Origin of the sequence: Helicobacter monodelphidis (assembly GCF_003288845.1) — a bacterium.
GTDB lineage: Bacteria > Campylobacterota > Campylobacteria > Campylobacterales > Helicobacteraceae > NHYN01.
The window spans coordinates 59,195-74,015 of the sequence record NZ_NHYN01000004.1 but is presented as its reverse complement, the minus strand read 5'-3'; the positions used below and the strand labels follow the sequence as shown (position 1 = coordinate 74,015).

Genomic DNA, 14,821 nt, shown 5'->3' with positions numbered 1-14,821 from the left:
ATCCTCCTATAAAAGTTGATTGCAAAAAGCAATATGAAATTGTTTAGCCACACGCCCACTTTTTCCACCACGTGAACTTGCAAAAACAAGCGCTCTAGAAAAAAGGGTATCATCAATGGGTTTGCCAAAATAATATTCCACCTGTTTGCGATATTCTTCAATACTTGAAGCATAAAAACCAAGACTTAAGCCGAACCTATCACTAAGACTTAATTTTTCATCAATTTGATTTTGGGCATGCAACTCTTGAGTATAGAGAGTTTGATTGTCACTTTGCAATTCCTTTATTAAATGATGACGATTGGAGGTTGCATAAATCAACACATTTTTAGGAAATTGTTCGAGCGAACCTTCCAAAACGCTTTTGAGAGCTTTATATGATTTATTAGGTTTCTCAAAAGAAAGATCATCGCAAAAAATTATAAAATAATAATTATATTTTCTTAAATTATCCATTAAAATAGGTAAAATCTGTAAATCATCACAATTTACTTCCACCATTCTTAATTTTTTAGATGAAAAATGCTCCAATGTAGCTTGAATCAGAGATGATTTTCCCATACCTCTAGCTCCCCACAATAAAACATTCATCGCTTCTCTTTCCTCTAAGAATGCAATAGTATTTGCAAAAAGCTTTTGTTTTTGTGTTTCAACACCAATAAGCCATTCTAATTTCGGGGGTAAAAGGTCGCGGATAGGGTGCAGATATTTTCCATATCCCCTCCAAGAAGCAGCAGAATAAGTATCCCAATCACAATTTAATGCATTCTTTTTCATATTTCTCACACTTCCCTTTCTCACTTTTTTCTTTTTTATTTTCATTTTTGTGTGTAGAAGACTTAAATATGAAGCTAATGCCCTCTTTTTGGGTGTATTTAACCTCTACTTCCCCACCCCTTTTAAGTTGTCCAAAGAGAATCTCGTCACTGAGGGGTTGCTTAATCTCATCAGAAATTACTCTCTGTAAAGGTCTTGCACCCAACTCTGCACTATAACCATGTTCTGCAATATAATTGAGAGCAGAATCTCTTAAGGTAATTTTTATATTTTTATGGCTTAACTGTAAATTTAAATCATCAATTTCTTTCTGCACGATGGATTTAAGTTCTTTTTCTGTGAGGGGTGAAAAATAAATAATACGGTCAAGGCGATTACGAAATTCAGGCGAAAAGTAATGCTTAATTGCCTCATCATGTTTTGTGGTGGCATCTTTCTTGAATCCCGCTACACCACTTTCTTGAGAACCGACATTAGAAGTCATCACAATAATTGTATGTGCAAAATCCGCTTTTCTACCATTATTGTCACTCAAAGAAGCATTATCAAGCACTTGTAATAAAATATTCATTACATCAGGATGAGCTTTTTCAATTTCATCAAGCAATAAAAGTGTATGTGGATGCTTACGAATCATATCTACAAGCATTCCACCATCTTCATAACCCACATAACCTGCTGGAGCACCGATAAATTTAGACACACTATGCTTCTCCATAAACTCGCTCATATCAACACGTTCAAAATGAATGGCTAATTCTTTTGCAACTTCCTTTGCTAATTCTGTTTTTCCCACACCAGTTGGACCGGCAAATAAGAATGCACCCACCGGGCGATTGGGCATATTCAAACCCGCACGTGAACGTTTAAGTGAATTAACTAAATCTTGGATGGCCATTTTCTGTCCAAAAATACGTCTTTCTAATCGCTCTTGCAAGTCTTTTAGCAACGCACATTCATCACTTGATGCATTAATATCTGGAATTTGAGCAAGCTTACTAATTGTTCGTTCAATTTCTGCAATATCAATAAGAGATTTTTGTTGCATTTTTGCAACCGCCCCAGCTTCATCAATAATATCAATAGCCTTGTCGGGCAAAAAACGATCATTGATGTAGCGACTAGAGAGTTCAACTGCTTTTTTAAGAGAATCTTTCGTATAAGAGACCTGATGGAATTTTTCATATCGTCCAATTAAGCCTTCAAGAATCAATGTTGCTTCGTGAATAGTCGGTTCTTTAACATCAATTTTTACAAAACGTCTAGAAAGAGCTTTATCCTTTTCAAAAAATTGACGATATTCGCCGTAGGTACTTGCACCGATAATTCTAATTTTACCGCTACTCAAAGAAGGCTTAAGAATATTGGAAGCATCGAGAGAACCCTCCTTATTTGTTCCTGCACCTACCAAAGTATGAATCTCATCAATAAACAAAATAATATTTTCCTGTTCTTCAACTTCTGCAATTAACCCTTGCAATCTTTCTTCAAAATCACCTCTATAGCGCGTCCCTGCAATCAACTCCCCCATATTCAGGCTAAAAATCTCGACACCTTTTAAATAGTTATCATTGAGGGCTTGAATAGCTAAACCTTCAATAATAGCACTCTTTCCCACACCAGCCTCTCCGATAAGAATGGGATTATTTTTTTTACGCCTACCTAAAATCTCCTTAATTCTTTGAATTTCAAAATCACGTCCAATAACGCTATCAATCTTACCTCTCTTAGCTAACGATGTGAGATTTCTACAATAAAGCTCCAGATAGGCAATACTCGTTTTTTGTTCTTTTTCATCATCTTGTTGCTGTAAACGCTTTTTAATATCCTGATATAACAAATCTTCTTCAATATCTTGCAAAAGATCATCATCTATTTCTAAAACTTCGCGTTCATAAATATGCTTAATTTGTTTTGGAGTAGGTGTATTTTTGGAGATTTTTTCCCAAAACATTTTTGCACTCTTATCACTACAACATAATTCTGTAACATAAACTTTAAGAATTTGTCCAGCCAATGTTTCTTGATGCTCATACAAAGCTAAAATAATAGGCATTAAAATAATTTCAAGCGATCGTTGTCGCTCTTCTTGACTCAGATTCTTGAGAGTTTCTTTTAAGGATTGCTGTGAATCTTGTGTAAAATTTTGCTCATAGATAGGCGTTTCAACGCCCTCAAAATAGTGCAGACCTAATTCCTCTTGAGAGGTTCTCCGCACCTCATTAATCACCTCTGTAAGATCAGGAGAAATAGCTAAGGCTTTCTTAAAACTTTCAACTTCTATTTTTTCCTGATTTGTTCCAAAATTTGCGTTTAATTCTTCCTCAATCATACCAATAATAGTACCATGTGAAAACTCTGTCGTTTGAAAGAAGGGTTCAAATAGGGATTCTTTCAGTAAAGCTAAAAACAAATGTTCACATAGAATAAAGCCATCATTTCTTTCTAAGGCAATTTGAAAAGACTGCTGAAAAAACTTCTCTCTCAACTGACTAAAATCTTTTTCTGTCATCACTTAACATTCCTCTATTTCAACTCTCAACGGAAAACCCTCTTCCTGTGCATACTGCAAAGTTAACTCTCTTTTTGCTCGTGCAACTTCATAGCTATAAGTTCCAGCAATACCAAAGCCCTGACGATGAACTTGAAGCATAAGATTAATCGCCTCTTCTGTATTTTTTTTGAAAATATCCATCAAAACCCATACAACAAAAATCATTGTTGTTTCATTATCATTCAAAATAATAACATTAAAACGCGATGCCTTACATTCTTTAATCTTATCCCTTAAAGAGATTTTTACCTCCACGCTCAAAATTACTCATTTCGTATTTTAATAAAAACAAGGCAAGAAATAACGCCACAACGCGTATTCCCTAATTTAAATTCTCGATAACCTACAGACGATTCAATTGAAACAAGATAAATCACATTATCTATTTCAATAAACTCGATTTTAGACTTTGGATTCTTGAGGTCACATTTACCTTCAAGGTCAAGAGCATTTAAATCAAAATCTTGACGCGTTGTTGCAATTAAATTCTTGTCTTGGTCAATAAAAAGAGCGAAAATATCACTCCCATTTTCTAGCAAAAAAGATTCCTTTTGCAAGATTGAAAAAAGAATATTTTGAATACTCTCACCAGAAACAATAAAAGCAATGCCTCCCAAAAAATTCCCACGAGAATCACGAATGGGTGACGAAAAAGTATAGCTAGGTACTTCAATGCTACTAAAAGCTGGTACTTCAAAATTAGACAGATGGTAACGATGTGTTTTTGTCATTCCTCTTAATGCACCAATAATCTCAGTAGAAACAATATTACGTGTTCCTTTCACATGATGAGAATTCGCTAACACAACACCGTTTGCATCAAATAAAACAATATCACCATACGAAGGATAAGCTGTGTTAATTTCTTCCAACTTCTTTAGAATTTTACTTGTACCTTCTGTATCAATTTTATTTTCCAAATAAGTTTTAAAAATACTTGATTGGCTCATCCATCGACAATCATTAGCCTTTTCATAAAGATAGCGGTCAAGCAATTCCACAGAGGATCTTGCATAGTGATCGATTGTATTATAGAGTGAAGAAAAAATCCCTTTTTGCAGATTCTGGATGGATTCAATACATAATGTGTTGATTTGGTCACTCAAAAGACGGATATTATCTAAAATCGGATTAAGTGCATAAGAACGGCTCTTTGAGGCGATAATCTCACCATTAATCACCACATCACCTAAATCCTCATTGATATTTTCTGCTTCAAGCACTACCGCGTCAAGATTCTCTGTTCTTAGAGAACAACCGTTTTGCATAAAATTATCTGGAATATTAAAATTTTGATTAACATTCCTCGAATCAAAAGCAACCTGCAAGGGAACAATACGACAAAACCTCCAATTTGCAGTGATATTTTTTTGCTCTGAAATAAGAGTATCTGCGACAAGGGCATGACGTTTACCAATATCTGTAAAGCGAATATTGTCGCGTTCTGAAAAAGTTACTATCTGCCCAACAGGAAAATAACGTTCTTCATCACTAAAAACTACATTACTTTTTGCATCCAAGACAACAAAGGCAGATTGTGGAAGATGATATTTGAAATGCTGACAAATTTCTGTCAACTCACCTTTTAAATCAAAAACTGTACCCAATGCACCTAATATATGGCCATCTTGCTTTTTGACAGGAGCAATATTAAGGAGCTTCCTCTCATTGTGATAAAAATCTAGAGATTCAAAAATCTCCAAAGATTCTCCCTCCCTAATAGCATTTCTAATGCTACTATTTGTAGTGGTTTTCTCTAATCCATCTTCTAAGGAGAGAAGAACATTTCCCTCAATATCAAATAAAATAAGATTGTGATAAATCGTGTAAAGCTGAATATAATTTTGCAAGTGTTCCCGAATATCTTGCATACCCTCTTCACTGCGTTCTTGCAGAAAATTTGCCAAACGACTACTTCTAGCAAGAGCAATAACATCTAAAGACCGCTCGCCAATAGTATGCAAAAGGAGGCTAGCAATAATATTTGATGAGACACTTGCCTCCTTAAAACGATTAAGAAAATTCTGCTCAATCAATGTATTAATGAGTCTATCTTGCAGAGAATTAAATTTTTGCTGAGTTGTTCCCATAAATTGAAATAAATTCTCTGCAATATCCAAAGAACTAATTTTTCCTGTGAGGGTAGTTTTGCCTAATAAAGAGTTCAAGGAGAGGAATTGCGTCCTATAATGTGCAATGTCTGGCATATAGCCACCTAAAGTGTTGATGGTTTGTTGTTCCATGATGTAATTTATGCTCCTAACGACAGAATTCTATTTGTGGCTATTTTATCTATTTTTTGATAAAAATATGGCTTAATTTCGATTGGAAATGAAAAATTTCATTTTTTATCCCTTAAATCCATTATTTATCATTATTTACACAAGTTAAACATATAGTATTCAAGCACTATAAATTGCATTATTTACAAATGTAAATAGACTATTTTATTGCCACTTGCCATCTTAATTATTTGTCTAATTTGTTTTTGTGAAGAATGAAATATTATAATGATATTATTTATAAAGAATATTTATGTTTTTTTAAAGAGTTTTCACATATGATTCTCAGAAGATTATATTCTTTATATCATTTAGGAATTGCTTTTTATGAAAAGAAAATGGTTGCTCAAAATAGGAATGGTAACTTTAGCTGTCTTTGTATTTAATATAGATTTAAATGCGGAAGAAATTGCATTATCTCACTTTAGTAAAGACAAACAGAATGCTTTGTTGCTTTCAAGTTCCGGTTACAAAAATACTGGCTATCTTACACATGCCCTGCCTTGGTTAAAAAAATTTGTGGCAATCAATAATCTTGAGGGAAAAAGGGTAGCTTTCATCCCCTATGCCGGAGTAAGAAAAACTTATGATGATTATGAAATGCAAGTTAAGAATGCTTTAATAAGTTTGAATTTAAATATTATTAGCGTGCACAGAGGTAATGCAAGAGATGAAATCCGAAAGGCTGATGCAATTTTTGTCGGTGGAGGGAACACTTTTGAGTTAACCCATCAACTGCACAAAAATGATTTAGTAGAAATTATCACCAAAAGAGTGAATGAGGGTGTACCGTATGTGGGCTGGTCTGCTGGCTCTAATGTTGCAGGTGCAACAATGAAAACAACAAATGATATGCCGATAGCAGAACCCCAATCTTTCAATACCTTTAATATCTTTCCTCACCAAATTAATCCCCATTTTATTTCTGGCAAACCCATCGGACATAACGGAGAAAGCAGAGAAGAAAGACTTGAGGAATTTCTGATTCTTAACCAAGAATCTATCGTTTATGCCTTACCTGAAGGTGTTGCACTCTGGTTAAATGGCAGAAAAGCTAAGGTTTTAGGAATGGACAAAAATACACCTCTTTTAAAACTAGAATATAAGAAAGATATTCAAAAAATTTCTATTGATTCTGAATTTAGTTACTGACATTCATTAATATAAAATCTTTCAGAAATTTATTAAACCAAGAAGTAGCACAGTGCGTAGGGTTACACATTTGTTGCAACTTGTAAATATTTAAACACATCAACTCGCTACTTACCTATTTGATAAACAGAAGTGTATTGTTTAAACTTGCTAAAAACTGCGACGAATCAGCTATTGAATATTTTAATCCCGTTTTATGTTTTGGTCAATATCTCTATAACGCCTACACATTATTAATCATTCACTCCAAAGCAAGAACCCACCATACTCACTAAACAATATAGCCACAAAAGCGACACTAGGCGAAAACTACCTCAAAATAAACAGGGAAGAATCGAAAGAAAAAAGGCCACCAGCACTACAAGAAGATATGCTTCAACACACCCCAAATGCTGATGGAAAGCAGGATTCTAAACTCTTACTTCAACAAAAACTCAGAATCACAATCACTAAGCTTGAACATTCAAGCGACTTGGCTCCATAAGATAGGAAGTGTCAGTTGCTTGCTGTTGTTGCTGTTGTGTAGCCTGAATTTCCTGTGCTCTAGCTTCTTCCATCCTTGCTGTCTCCTGCTGAGTCTGCTGTGCATTCATTGCTGAATACGCACCTGCACTATTTCCTGCACCAACTGACATTGCAATTGCATCCATAATTTTTCTCCTTTTTAATGAAATTCCTCCATTTTACCTTACACCGACTTAAAAATAACTAAATATTCCTACCTTCCTCAAGATTCGAGTTGGAATAAGATTTCCTTGACAATCTCATTAAGCCCTTGTTTATGAAGAATATCATAGGGTTTTAATGGAATTTTAATCAACAAAAAAGACTGAAATTGTTGTTCAATTTGCTGTAAATATTTTTCACTCATTTCAAAACGTTCTTGAAAAAAGGAATCCTGGCTAGGGGGTGGAATTTTATTAACAATAATTGCATAAGGTTTTAAATTCTCTTTTTTTAAACTCTCAACTGCTCTTTGCGTTTCTTGAATAGGGAGAAACTCCGGATTTAAAACAAAAATAATTCCACACTCCTGTGGGTTATGTAATTGATTAAAAAATTTTGTATAAATTAAATACCGTTCTTCAATTCTATCTTTTAGTATATTTTTGCCTTCAATATGTCCAACAATTCCTTCCAGATGGCTACTCTTTTCCTGCTCACTCAAAAGAGTTTGACTCCAAGAACGTAAAACTTTTGGTAATGCAAAAAGCCTAAGAGTATGTCCCGTTGGTGCTGTATCAATCACAATTTGCCCCCATTCTTCTTGTGTGATAATACGAATCAATCGGTCAAATAAAGCCGACTCTTGTGCAACACCACTCTCTTTAATGTTTTCATAATAAGAATCCATCATATGATAAGATTTTGCTGTAATAAAGCTTTTTGTTGCAGTTGCCACAGAATCAACATACTCTTGCACTTCCTTAAAAGGATCGATTTCCAGAATAAATAAATTTTTATCAATTTGTATAGCTGTCGGTGATGGCTTAAAAGTGAAAATATCTTTCAGATTATGAGCAGGATCAGTAGATACAAGTAAAGTCTTTTTGTTTTGCGAAGCAGTAAATGTCGCAAAGGCACTCGCAAGAGTACTTTTACCCACACCCCCTTTTCCACCAATAAATACTATCTTAGGCAAAGCTACAGACATTCTCACCCCCCATCAACAGCAATTTAAACATGGAAAATGATCAAATGGAGAATGGGGCAACCCCATACGTTTATGCCAATCATGAAAACGCGGTGCTAGTTCAGGAAGCATCTCTAGCGTATAAAGCATAAACGGGTTAGGTATGCCCATCATTTCAGAAAATGTAATAATCATAAAAAAGTCATCAATCTCACGCTTTTCCTTAATTAAGGCAGGACGATAGCGAGAGAAATAGAAATTTTCAAGACCTCTTGAAAGAGAAGCAAACCATCTTATCCCCACCATTACGATTTCTCTTTAAGGGTTTTGCTAATTGTCGAGAGTGCTGACAAGACAACAAGCACCGTTACAACAAGTACCAAGACATCAATCCCAAACAAAAGCCAATTTTCTGCCAAGTAGAATTCTTGTGCTTTAATCATCGCACCCCAAAATGCCATTGCAAGAATAAAAACAAGCGGAACAAGCACAACCAATGAACCACCGACTTTTTTGTTTTTAATCAAAATCACCGCAATAGTCAACAAAGTTAAAGATGCAAGAATCTGATTTGTCGCTCCAAAAAGTGGCCAAATAGCAACTTCATTGCTTCCGCCTTCACCAATCCCATTAATTGCCATTAAGAATGAAACACCAACAGCAACACAAGTAGCGACAACATTCTTCTTAAGGAATGGAATCTTATACATCTCGCCCCACTCTTGAATAATATAACGTTGCAAACGAATTCCCGCATCCATTGTTGTTGCAGCAAAAAGAATCAACATTAATGAAAAAAGTGTTTTTCCTGCATCAAGGGGTAACCCTACACCTTCATAAACAATCGCTCCACCACCGCTTGCAAAATTACCTGGACCACCCTTAAAAAGTGTTGTCCAAGTTTCAGGATTTAAGCCTGCATTTGTACTCAAAAGCCCAATACCTGCGACACAAGTAATGATTGTTCCAAGTGCCAAACTACCTTCACCAACAGCACCTAAGTAACCTACAAAACGAACATCTGTTTCTTTATCAATCTGTTTAGAAGTCGTTCCACTTGCAACAATACCATGAAATCCACTAATTGCACCACACGCAATTGTAATAAATAAAATTGGCACAAGCATTCCCCAATCCCCCATTTTAATTGCAGGAATAATATCAGGTGCTAACACCGGCGGATTAACAATCAAGATTGAGCCATACAAAAGAGCAAGCCCAATAACAAGTTGAACACCATTGACATAATCACGCGGTTGCAAGAGCATCCAAACAGGTAAAATAGAGGCAATACCCGCATAAACAAACAAGATAATCACCCATTGACGCAACGGATCAAGCCCACCAACATTTTCTGGTAAATAAACGGGTACAGCAACACCAATTGGTACAAGGACATAAAGTAAAACAACAGCGACAACTGTTACAAGCGTAAGATTCATTTTAAAGCGATAAATCGCTTGTCCCATAATCAATGCAATCGCAATCGCACCCCAAGCAGGGATAATTGTCGTAGGATATTCTACTGACTCCTTAGCAATAATCACACCAAAAGCAGCATTCACCATCAAAAGTACCAAAAAAATGACAACCATAAAAAGTTGTCCCACTTTTGAACCAACAACCCTTTGACAAACCGTCCCAATAGATTTTCCTTGATGTTTCACGCTTGCCCAAAGTGCAGACATATCATGAATTCCTGCAAAAAAAACAGTACCCAAAACAACCCACAAAAATGCGGGTAACCAACCCCATTGCACGGCAATAGCAGGTCCAACGATAGGTGCAGCCCCAGCAACGGCGGTAAAATGGTGTCCCCACAAAACAAACTTATTAGTAGGAATATAATCCAGATCATCACGTAATGTATGCGAAGGGGTAATGTTTGCATCATCAAGTTGCAAAACCTTTCCGGCTACGAAGCGAGAGTAAACAAACCAACCAAGTGCAAACATTACGACACCACTCAACAAGAGAACGAGTGAACTCATAGGTAGCTCCTTTTAGAAAATTAATGTTCCCATTGTAACCTAAATTTCTCAAGCTCCCTCTATATTTAGCCCATTATAACAAAGAAATTAATCTAAATATTACCAAACGAAACAAAACAACCCTTATTAACTCTTAAATTCTATTCCCTATGTCCCAACTTGCATTTTTGTGGATGAAACTTTAAAAAAACCTCTTTTCCTGTTTCAATGCTTTCATACATAGCAATAATTAATTCAAGACTCTTTCTGCCTTCCAGCCCATCAACAAGAGCTTTTTTGTATCTATGGTCTAAATTTCTGAAATTCTCTATATTTAGTCCATTATAACAAAGAAATTAATCTAAATATTACCAAACGAAACAAAACAACCCTTACTAACTCTTAAATTCTATTCCTTATGTCCCAACTTGCATTTTTGTGGATGAAACTTTAAAAAAACCTCTTTTCCTGTTTCAATGCTTTCATACATAGCAATAATTAATTCAAGACTCTTTCTGCCTTCCAGCCCATCAACAAGAGCTTTTTTATTGTGCAGAATTGCATCAACAACATGAAGATAATACTCCTTATGCCCAAAGCCATAGACATTAGGTGGATTCACAGAAAATTTTTGCATTACCTCATCATCACTTGCAAGCGGTGTTGTAAAATTCCAATGCACAATCTGATTAACAGCAAATCCACCAATTTCAACACTACCATACTCCCCTAAGATTGAAATACTCCCTTCTAAATCTTTTGGACGCGTTGCAGTTGTTGCTTCTATAACGCCCAATGCCCCATTACTGAATTTAACAAGAGCAATTCCGGTATCCTCTGCTTCAATTTGGCTTAAAGCCGTACGACTTTTTGCAAACACACTTTCAACATCACCGAGCATCCATTCAAGTAAGTCAATATGATGGCTAGCCTGATTAGTAAAAACGCCACCGTCCATTGCCCAAGTTCCCCTCCATTTTGCCTGATTGTAATAATCTTGATTTCTACACCAACGCACACGAACGCTACCCATAACAAGTTTACCAAATCGCCCTGCCTCTAAAGCTTCACGCAACTTTTGTACGGGAAGATTATAACGATTCTGTTTTACAACAAATAGCTTAATGCGGTATTCATCACAAGCCTTAATCATCGCATCAGCATCTTCAAGTGTTAAAGCCATTGGCTTTTCAACAATAATATGCTTCCTATAAGGAGCAATCTCTAAAGTATTATGTGCATGCTCACCACTCGGTGTCAAAATCGAAACAATATCAATTTGTACGCCACATTGCTGCATCATTTCCTCTAAGGAATAAAAATAAGGGACGGCATATTTTTCTCCAAATTCTTTCGCACGTTCTTTGATGATATCGCATACACAAACTAACTTTGCACCCTCTATTTCTCCCTTACTCAATAGTTCCGCATGCCGTATGGCAATTCTCCCGCAACCTAAAAGTGCGACTCCTAACATAACACTCTCCTTGAAAATCCTCTTAGTAAAATTTTTGTTATTGTAGCATAGTTTATTTTGTTTTTTATAATTTACGCTATAATTCACGATTACTCTGTAGCTTTTCTAGTTTGCCACATAAAAAAGCAAACCAATATCTAATCATTATTTAAGGACATACAATGCCGCATCAAAAAGAACCCTTTCGCTTAAATTCTCTTAAGGACATTCAACATATTGAATGTATTATTGAACAACAAAAACACGACCATTCATCTAAGGGGCTTGTTTTTTTTGGGAGTGCAAGACTGCAGGAAACAAATCAGCATTATCAAGCTGCTTATCGTGTAGCTAAGGAATGTGCCAAAAAGGGTTATTTTATTATCAGTGGTGGAGGTGGAGGTATTATGGAAGCGGCAAATCGTGGAGCTAAGGAGGTTGGTACGCTTTCAGTTGGGCTTAATATCCGTCTGGCTTTTGAACAATTTCCAAACCCTTACCTTGATATGGAAATTATGTTTGAAGAATTTTGGTTAAGAAAATTATTCTTTGATCGTATTGCGTCTACTTTTATTTTATTTGCTGGCGGTTTTGGAACGCTTGATGAATTATTTGATATTTTGGTTTTAATACAAACCCAAAAACGGACAAAGCGTCCGATTATTTTATATGGGGAAGAATTTTGGCAACCCATGATAAAATTTTTTTCAGATTCTTTATTACAACAAGGTTGCATTAACGCAAATGAATTAAATTTATTACAGATTGCAAATTCGACAGAAGAGGTATTGAAGATTTTATCACCCTCAAAAGATTTAAGAAAAAAAATGCTTGAGGGTAAAATATAGCGACATTTATCTTATTTTCAAAGAGTTTTCTATACAATAAGCCCCAAAAATTTCAAGAAATAAAACAACAAAGAGAAATCAATGAATTTATCAAAAATAGCAAGTCTTCCAACACGTTGGGGTAAGTTTTCGGTTCAAGTTTTTGCAAATGGGCATAAAGAGCATTTTGTGATTTTTAGTCAACCTTTACCTGATAATCCACTTGTGCGAATTCACTCTGAATGCCTAACAGGTGATGTTTTTTCATCAATGAAATGTGATTGTGGGAATGAGTTAGATTTAAGTATGCAAAGAATTGCAAAGGAAGGCGGAATGCTTATCTATTTGCGACAAGAAGGAAGGGGTATTGGACTTTTAAACAAAATCAATGCTTACGCTTTGCAAGATAAGGGTATGGATACTGTGGAAGCAAACTTATCGTTAGGCTTCAAAGAAGATGAGAGAGACTATCAGTGTTTAGAGCGAATTTTTCAAGAATTTGGACTTCAATCTATTCGTCTACTTACAAATAATCCGCGTAAAATTGAGGCGATTCAACCCTATGTTAAACAAATTGTGCGCGAGGAAATTATTGCTCCAAGCAATGATTATAATGCACACTATCTAAAAGTCAAAAAAGAAAAATTAGGGCATTTGCTATAGGTATAATGAATGCGTATGAATTTAATTGATTACGAGGAAGCAGTTAGGCTTATTTATTCCTCTTTACCACAAAATATAGGAGTTCAACGCGTTTGGCTTTATGACGCTCTAAATCATATTCTTGCAGAAGATATTTTTGCTCCTTTTAATATGCCTGAATGCAGACGTTTAGCGATGGATGGCTATATTTTCTCTTTTTCTCAAATACAAGAGATCTTAAGCCATTCCCAAGATGAGGTATTTTGCTTTAAAGTTCATGCAACATTGGCTGCACAAAGTGATTGGGAAGAATTTCAAGAACCCGTTGTATTAAAAGCTTTTACGGGTGCAAGACTACCAATTTGGGGAGATTGTTTGGTGTTAATTGAAGAAATTATACGTACGCAAGATGAACAAATTTGGATTTCTCGCAAAATTTTAGAAAACCTCAAACCCCTTAAGCATATTCGTGAAAAAGGTGAAAATTTTTCTGTTGGAGAGATTTTATTGCAAAAGGGTACGCATGTTCAAGCCGCTGAAATTGGGTTACTTGCAAGCTTAAATCAGCTTTTTGTACAGGTTTATCAACAACCAAAAATAGCAATCTTATGCGGAGGAAATGAGTTGGTTGATATTGGAGAATCCCCATCACAATCACATTTTGTACGTAGTATTAATAACCATCTCCTATATAGTCTTGTATTGCAAGAAGGAGCGATTCCACTCACTTACCCGTTATTTAAAGACGATAAAAAGGAAGCTTTAGAATTATTACAACAAGCCTTGCAACAGGCTGATTTAATTCTTTTTAGCGGTGGTATGAGCTATGGAGATTTTGACCTTATTCCTTATCTGTTGGAATCTCAAGCCCAAAAAGTTTATTTTTATGGTGTCAACATGAAACCCGGAAAACCTACTGCTTATGCCACCATCAATGACAAACCATTGTTAGGGTTAGCAGGTTTTCCTAATGCAACTTATATGGGATTTTATTTATTTGCACGTCCAATCATCAACGCTTTAAAAGGTAGCACATCACAGAATACAACATTTTATGCTACACTTCTGCAGGATTTCTTCAAAGATGATCCGCGTGTAGAATTTCGCCCAGCATTTATTCAATTAAAAGATGGACAATTTTATGCCTCATTAGAAAATAAAAAGCATATCCATTCTGCAGCCATTAATAATCTCTGTGGAGAAAATAGTGGTTTTGTGATTGCAAAAAAAAATCACTATAAAAAAGGGGAACAAATTGAAATAATCCCTAATCGACAACTATAAATAAGGATGTGACATATGGTGCGGGTGAAGGTAGAATTTTTGGGACCATTACAAAGAGAACCTTTGGAATTGGAAGTAGAAAATCTCAAAGAATTAAGGCGACTTTTAAGGCGTGATGATTCTTTGTTGGATTGGCTTAGTGAATGTGCAGTTGTGATTAACGATGAGGTGGTGAATAGCCTAGATTACCCCCTTGTTGATGGTGATATTGTAATGATTTTACCGCCGGTTTGTGGAGGCTGAG

At 35.5% G+C, this 14,821-nt stretch carries 14 protein-coding genes; 5 read left to right on the top strand and 9 right to left on the bottom strand.

Going from position 1 to position 14,821, the window contains the following annotated elements:
• Positions 1–6 precede the first annotated feature (6 nt).
• The 4 genes from CCZ01_RS02985 to CCZ01_RS02970 are packed head-to-tail and all read right to left on the bottom strand — an operon-like array spanning position 7 to position 5,574.
• On the bottom strand, positions 7–777 hold the full coding sequence (locus CCZ01_RS02985; RefSeq protein WP_112051750.1) for an ATP-binding protein: 771 nt from the start codon (positions 775–777) through the stop codon (positions 7–9).
• Complete coding sequence (locus CCZ01_RS02980) at positions 752–3,289, bottom strand: ATP-dependent Clp protease ATP-binding subunit (protein WP_258436528.1); 2,538 nt, start codon at positions 3,287–3,289, stop codon at positions 752–754. The genes CCZ01_RS02985 and CCZ01_RS02980 overlap by 26 nt, the downstream gene beginning before the upstream one ends.
• Positions 3,290–3,292: 3 nt before the next feature.
• Positions 3,293–3,586, bottom strand: coding sequence for an ATP-dependent Clp protease adaptor ClpS (locus CCZ01_RS02975; RefSeq protein ID WP_112051814.1), 294 nt, complete (start codon positions 3,584–3,586; stop codon positions 3,293–3,295).
• A gap of 8 nt (positions 3,587–3,594) precedes the next feature.
• Positions 3,595–5,574 (bottom strand): cache domain-containing protein, encoded by a 1,980-nt coding sequence (locus CCZ01_RS02970; RefSeq protein WP_112051748.1) that lies wholly within the window; start codon positions 5,572–5,574, stop codon positions 3,595–3,597.
• Between the two features lie 366 nt (positions 5,575–5,940).
• Here CCZ01_RS02970 and pepE point away from each other — a divergent pair, with 366 nt between their 5' ends.
• Positions 5,941–6,765 (top strand): dipeptidase PepE, encoded by an 825-nt coding sequence (gene pepE, locus CCZ01_RS02965; protein WP_112051747.1) that lies wholly within the window; start codon positions 5,941–5,943, stop codon positions 6,763–6,765.
• A 449-nt stretch (positions 6,766–7,214) separates the two neighbouring features.
• On the opposite strand, the gene CCZ01_RS02960 is transcribed toward pepE, so the two are convergent.
• The 5 genes from CCZ01_RS02960 to CCZ01_RS02935 all read right to left on the bottom strand — a co-directional run bounded on the left by CCZ01_RS02960 (position 7,215) and on the right by CCZ01_RS02935 (position 11,845).
• Positions 7,215–7,415 carry a hypothetical protein gene (locus CCZ01_RS02960; protein WP_112051746.1) on the bottom strand — a complete coding sequence of 67 codons (201 nt, stop codon included), beginning with the start codon at positions 7,413–7,415 and terminating at the stop codon, positions 7,215–7,217.
• A 77-nt stretch (positions 7,416–7,492) separates the two neighbouring features.
• Positions 7,493–8,419, bottom strand: coding sequence for an ArsA family ATPase (locus tag CCZ01_RS02955; RefSeq protein WP_112051745.1), 927 nt, complete (start codon positions 8,417–8,419; stop codon positions 7,493–7,495).
• Positions 8,420–8,431: 12 nt separating this feature from the next.
• Positions 8,432–8,704 (bottom strand): cory-CC-star protein, encoded by a 273-nt coding sequence (locus CCZ01_RS02950; protein WP_112051744.1) that lies wholly within the window; start codon positions 8,702–8,704, stop codon positions 8,432–8,434.
• Complete coding sequence (locus CCZ01_RS02945) at positions 8,704–10,389, bottom strand: carbon starvation CstA family protein (protein WP_112051743.1); 1,686 nt, start codon at positions 10,387–10,389, stop codon at positions 8,704–8,706. Before CCZ01_RS02945 ends, CCZ01_RS02950 begins: the two co-directional genes overlap by 1 nt.
• Positions 10,390–10,777: 388 nt before the next feature.
• A complete protein-coding gene (locus tag CCZ01_RS02935; RefSeq protein WP_112051742.1) occupies positions 10,778–11,845 on the bottom strand; it encodes a Gfo/Idh/MocA family protein in 1,068 nt (355 codons plus the stop codon).
• Between the two features lie 161 nt (positions 11,846–12,006).
• On the opposite strand from CCZ01_RS02935, the gene CCZ01_RS02930 reads away from it, so the two are divergent.
• The 4 genes from CCZ01_RS02930 to CCZ01_RS02915 all read left to right on the top strand — a co-directional run bounded on the left by CCZ01_RS02930 (position 12,007) and on the right by CCZ01_RS02915 (position 14,820).
• On the top strand, positions 12,007–12,672 hold the full coding sequence (locus tag CCZ01_RS02930) for an LOG family protein (protein WP_112051741.1): 666 nt from the start codon (positions 12,007–12,009) through the stop codon (positions 12,670–12,672).
• Positions 12,673–12,753: 81 nt separating this feature from the next.
• Positions 12,754–13,314, top strand: a complete 561-nt coding sequence (gene ribA, locus CCZ01_RS02925; protein WP_112051740.1) for a GTP cyclohydrolase II — start codon at positions 12,754–12,756, stop codon at positions 13,312–13,314.
• A gap of 9 nt (positions 13,315–13,323) precedes the next feature.
• Positions 13,324–14,577 (top strand): molybdopterin molybdotransferase MoeA, encoded by a 1,254-nt coding sequence (locus CCZ01_RS02920; RefSeq protein ID WP_112051739.1) that lies wholly within the window; start codon positions 13,324–13,326, stop codon positions 14,575–14,577.
• Between the two features lie 15 nt (positions 14,578–14,592).
• Entirely contained in the window at positions 14,593–14,820 is a 228-nt protein-coding gene (locus CCZ01_RS02915; protein ID WP_112051738.1) for a MoaD/ThiS family protein, read from the top strand.
• The last annotated feature ends 1 nt before the right edge of the window (position 14,821 follow it).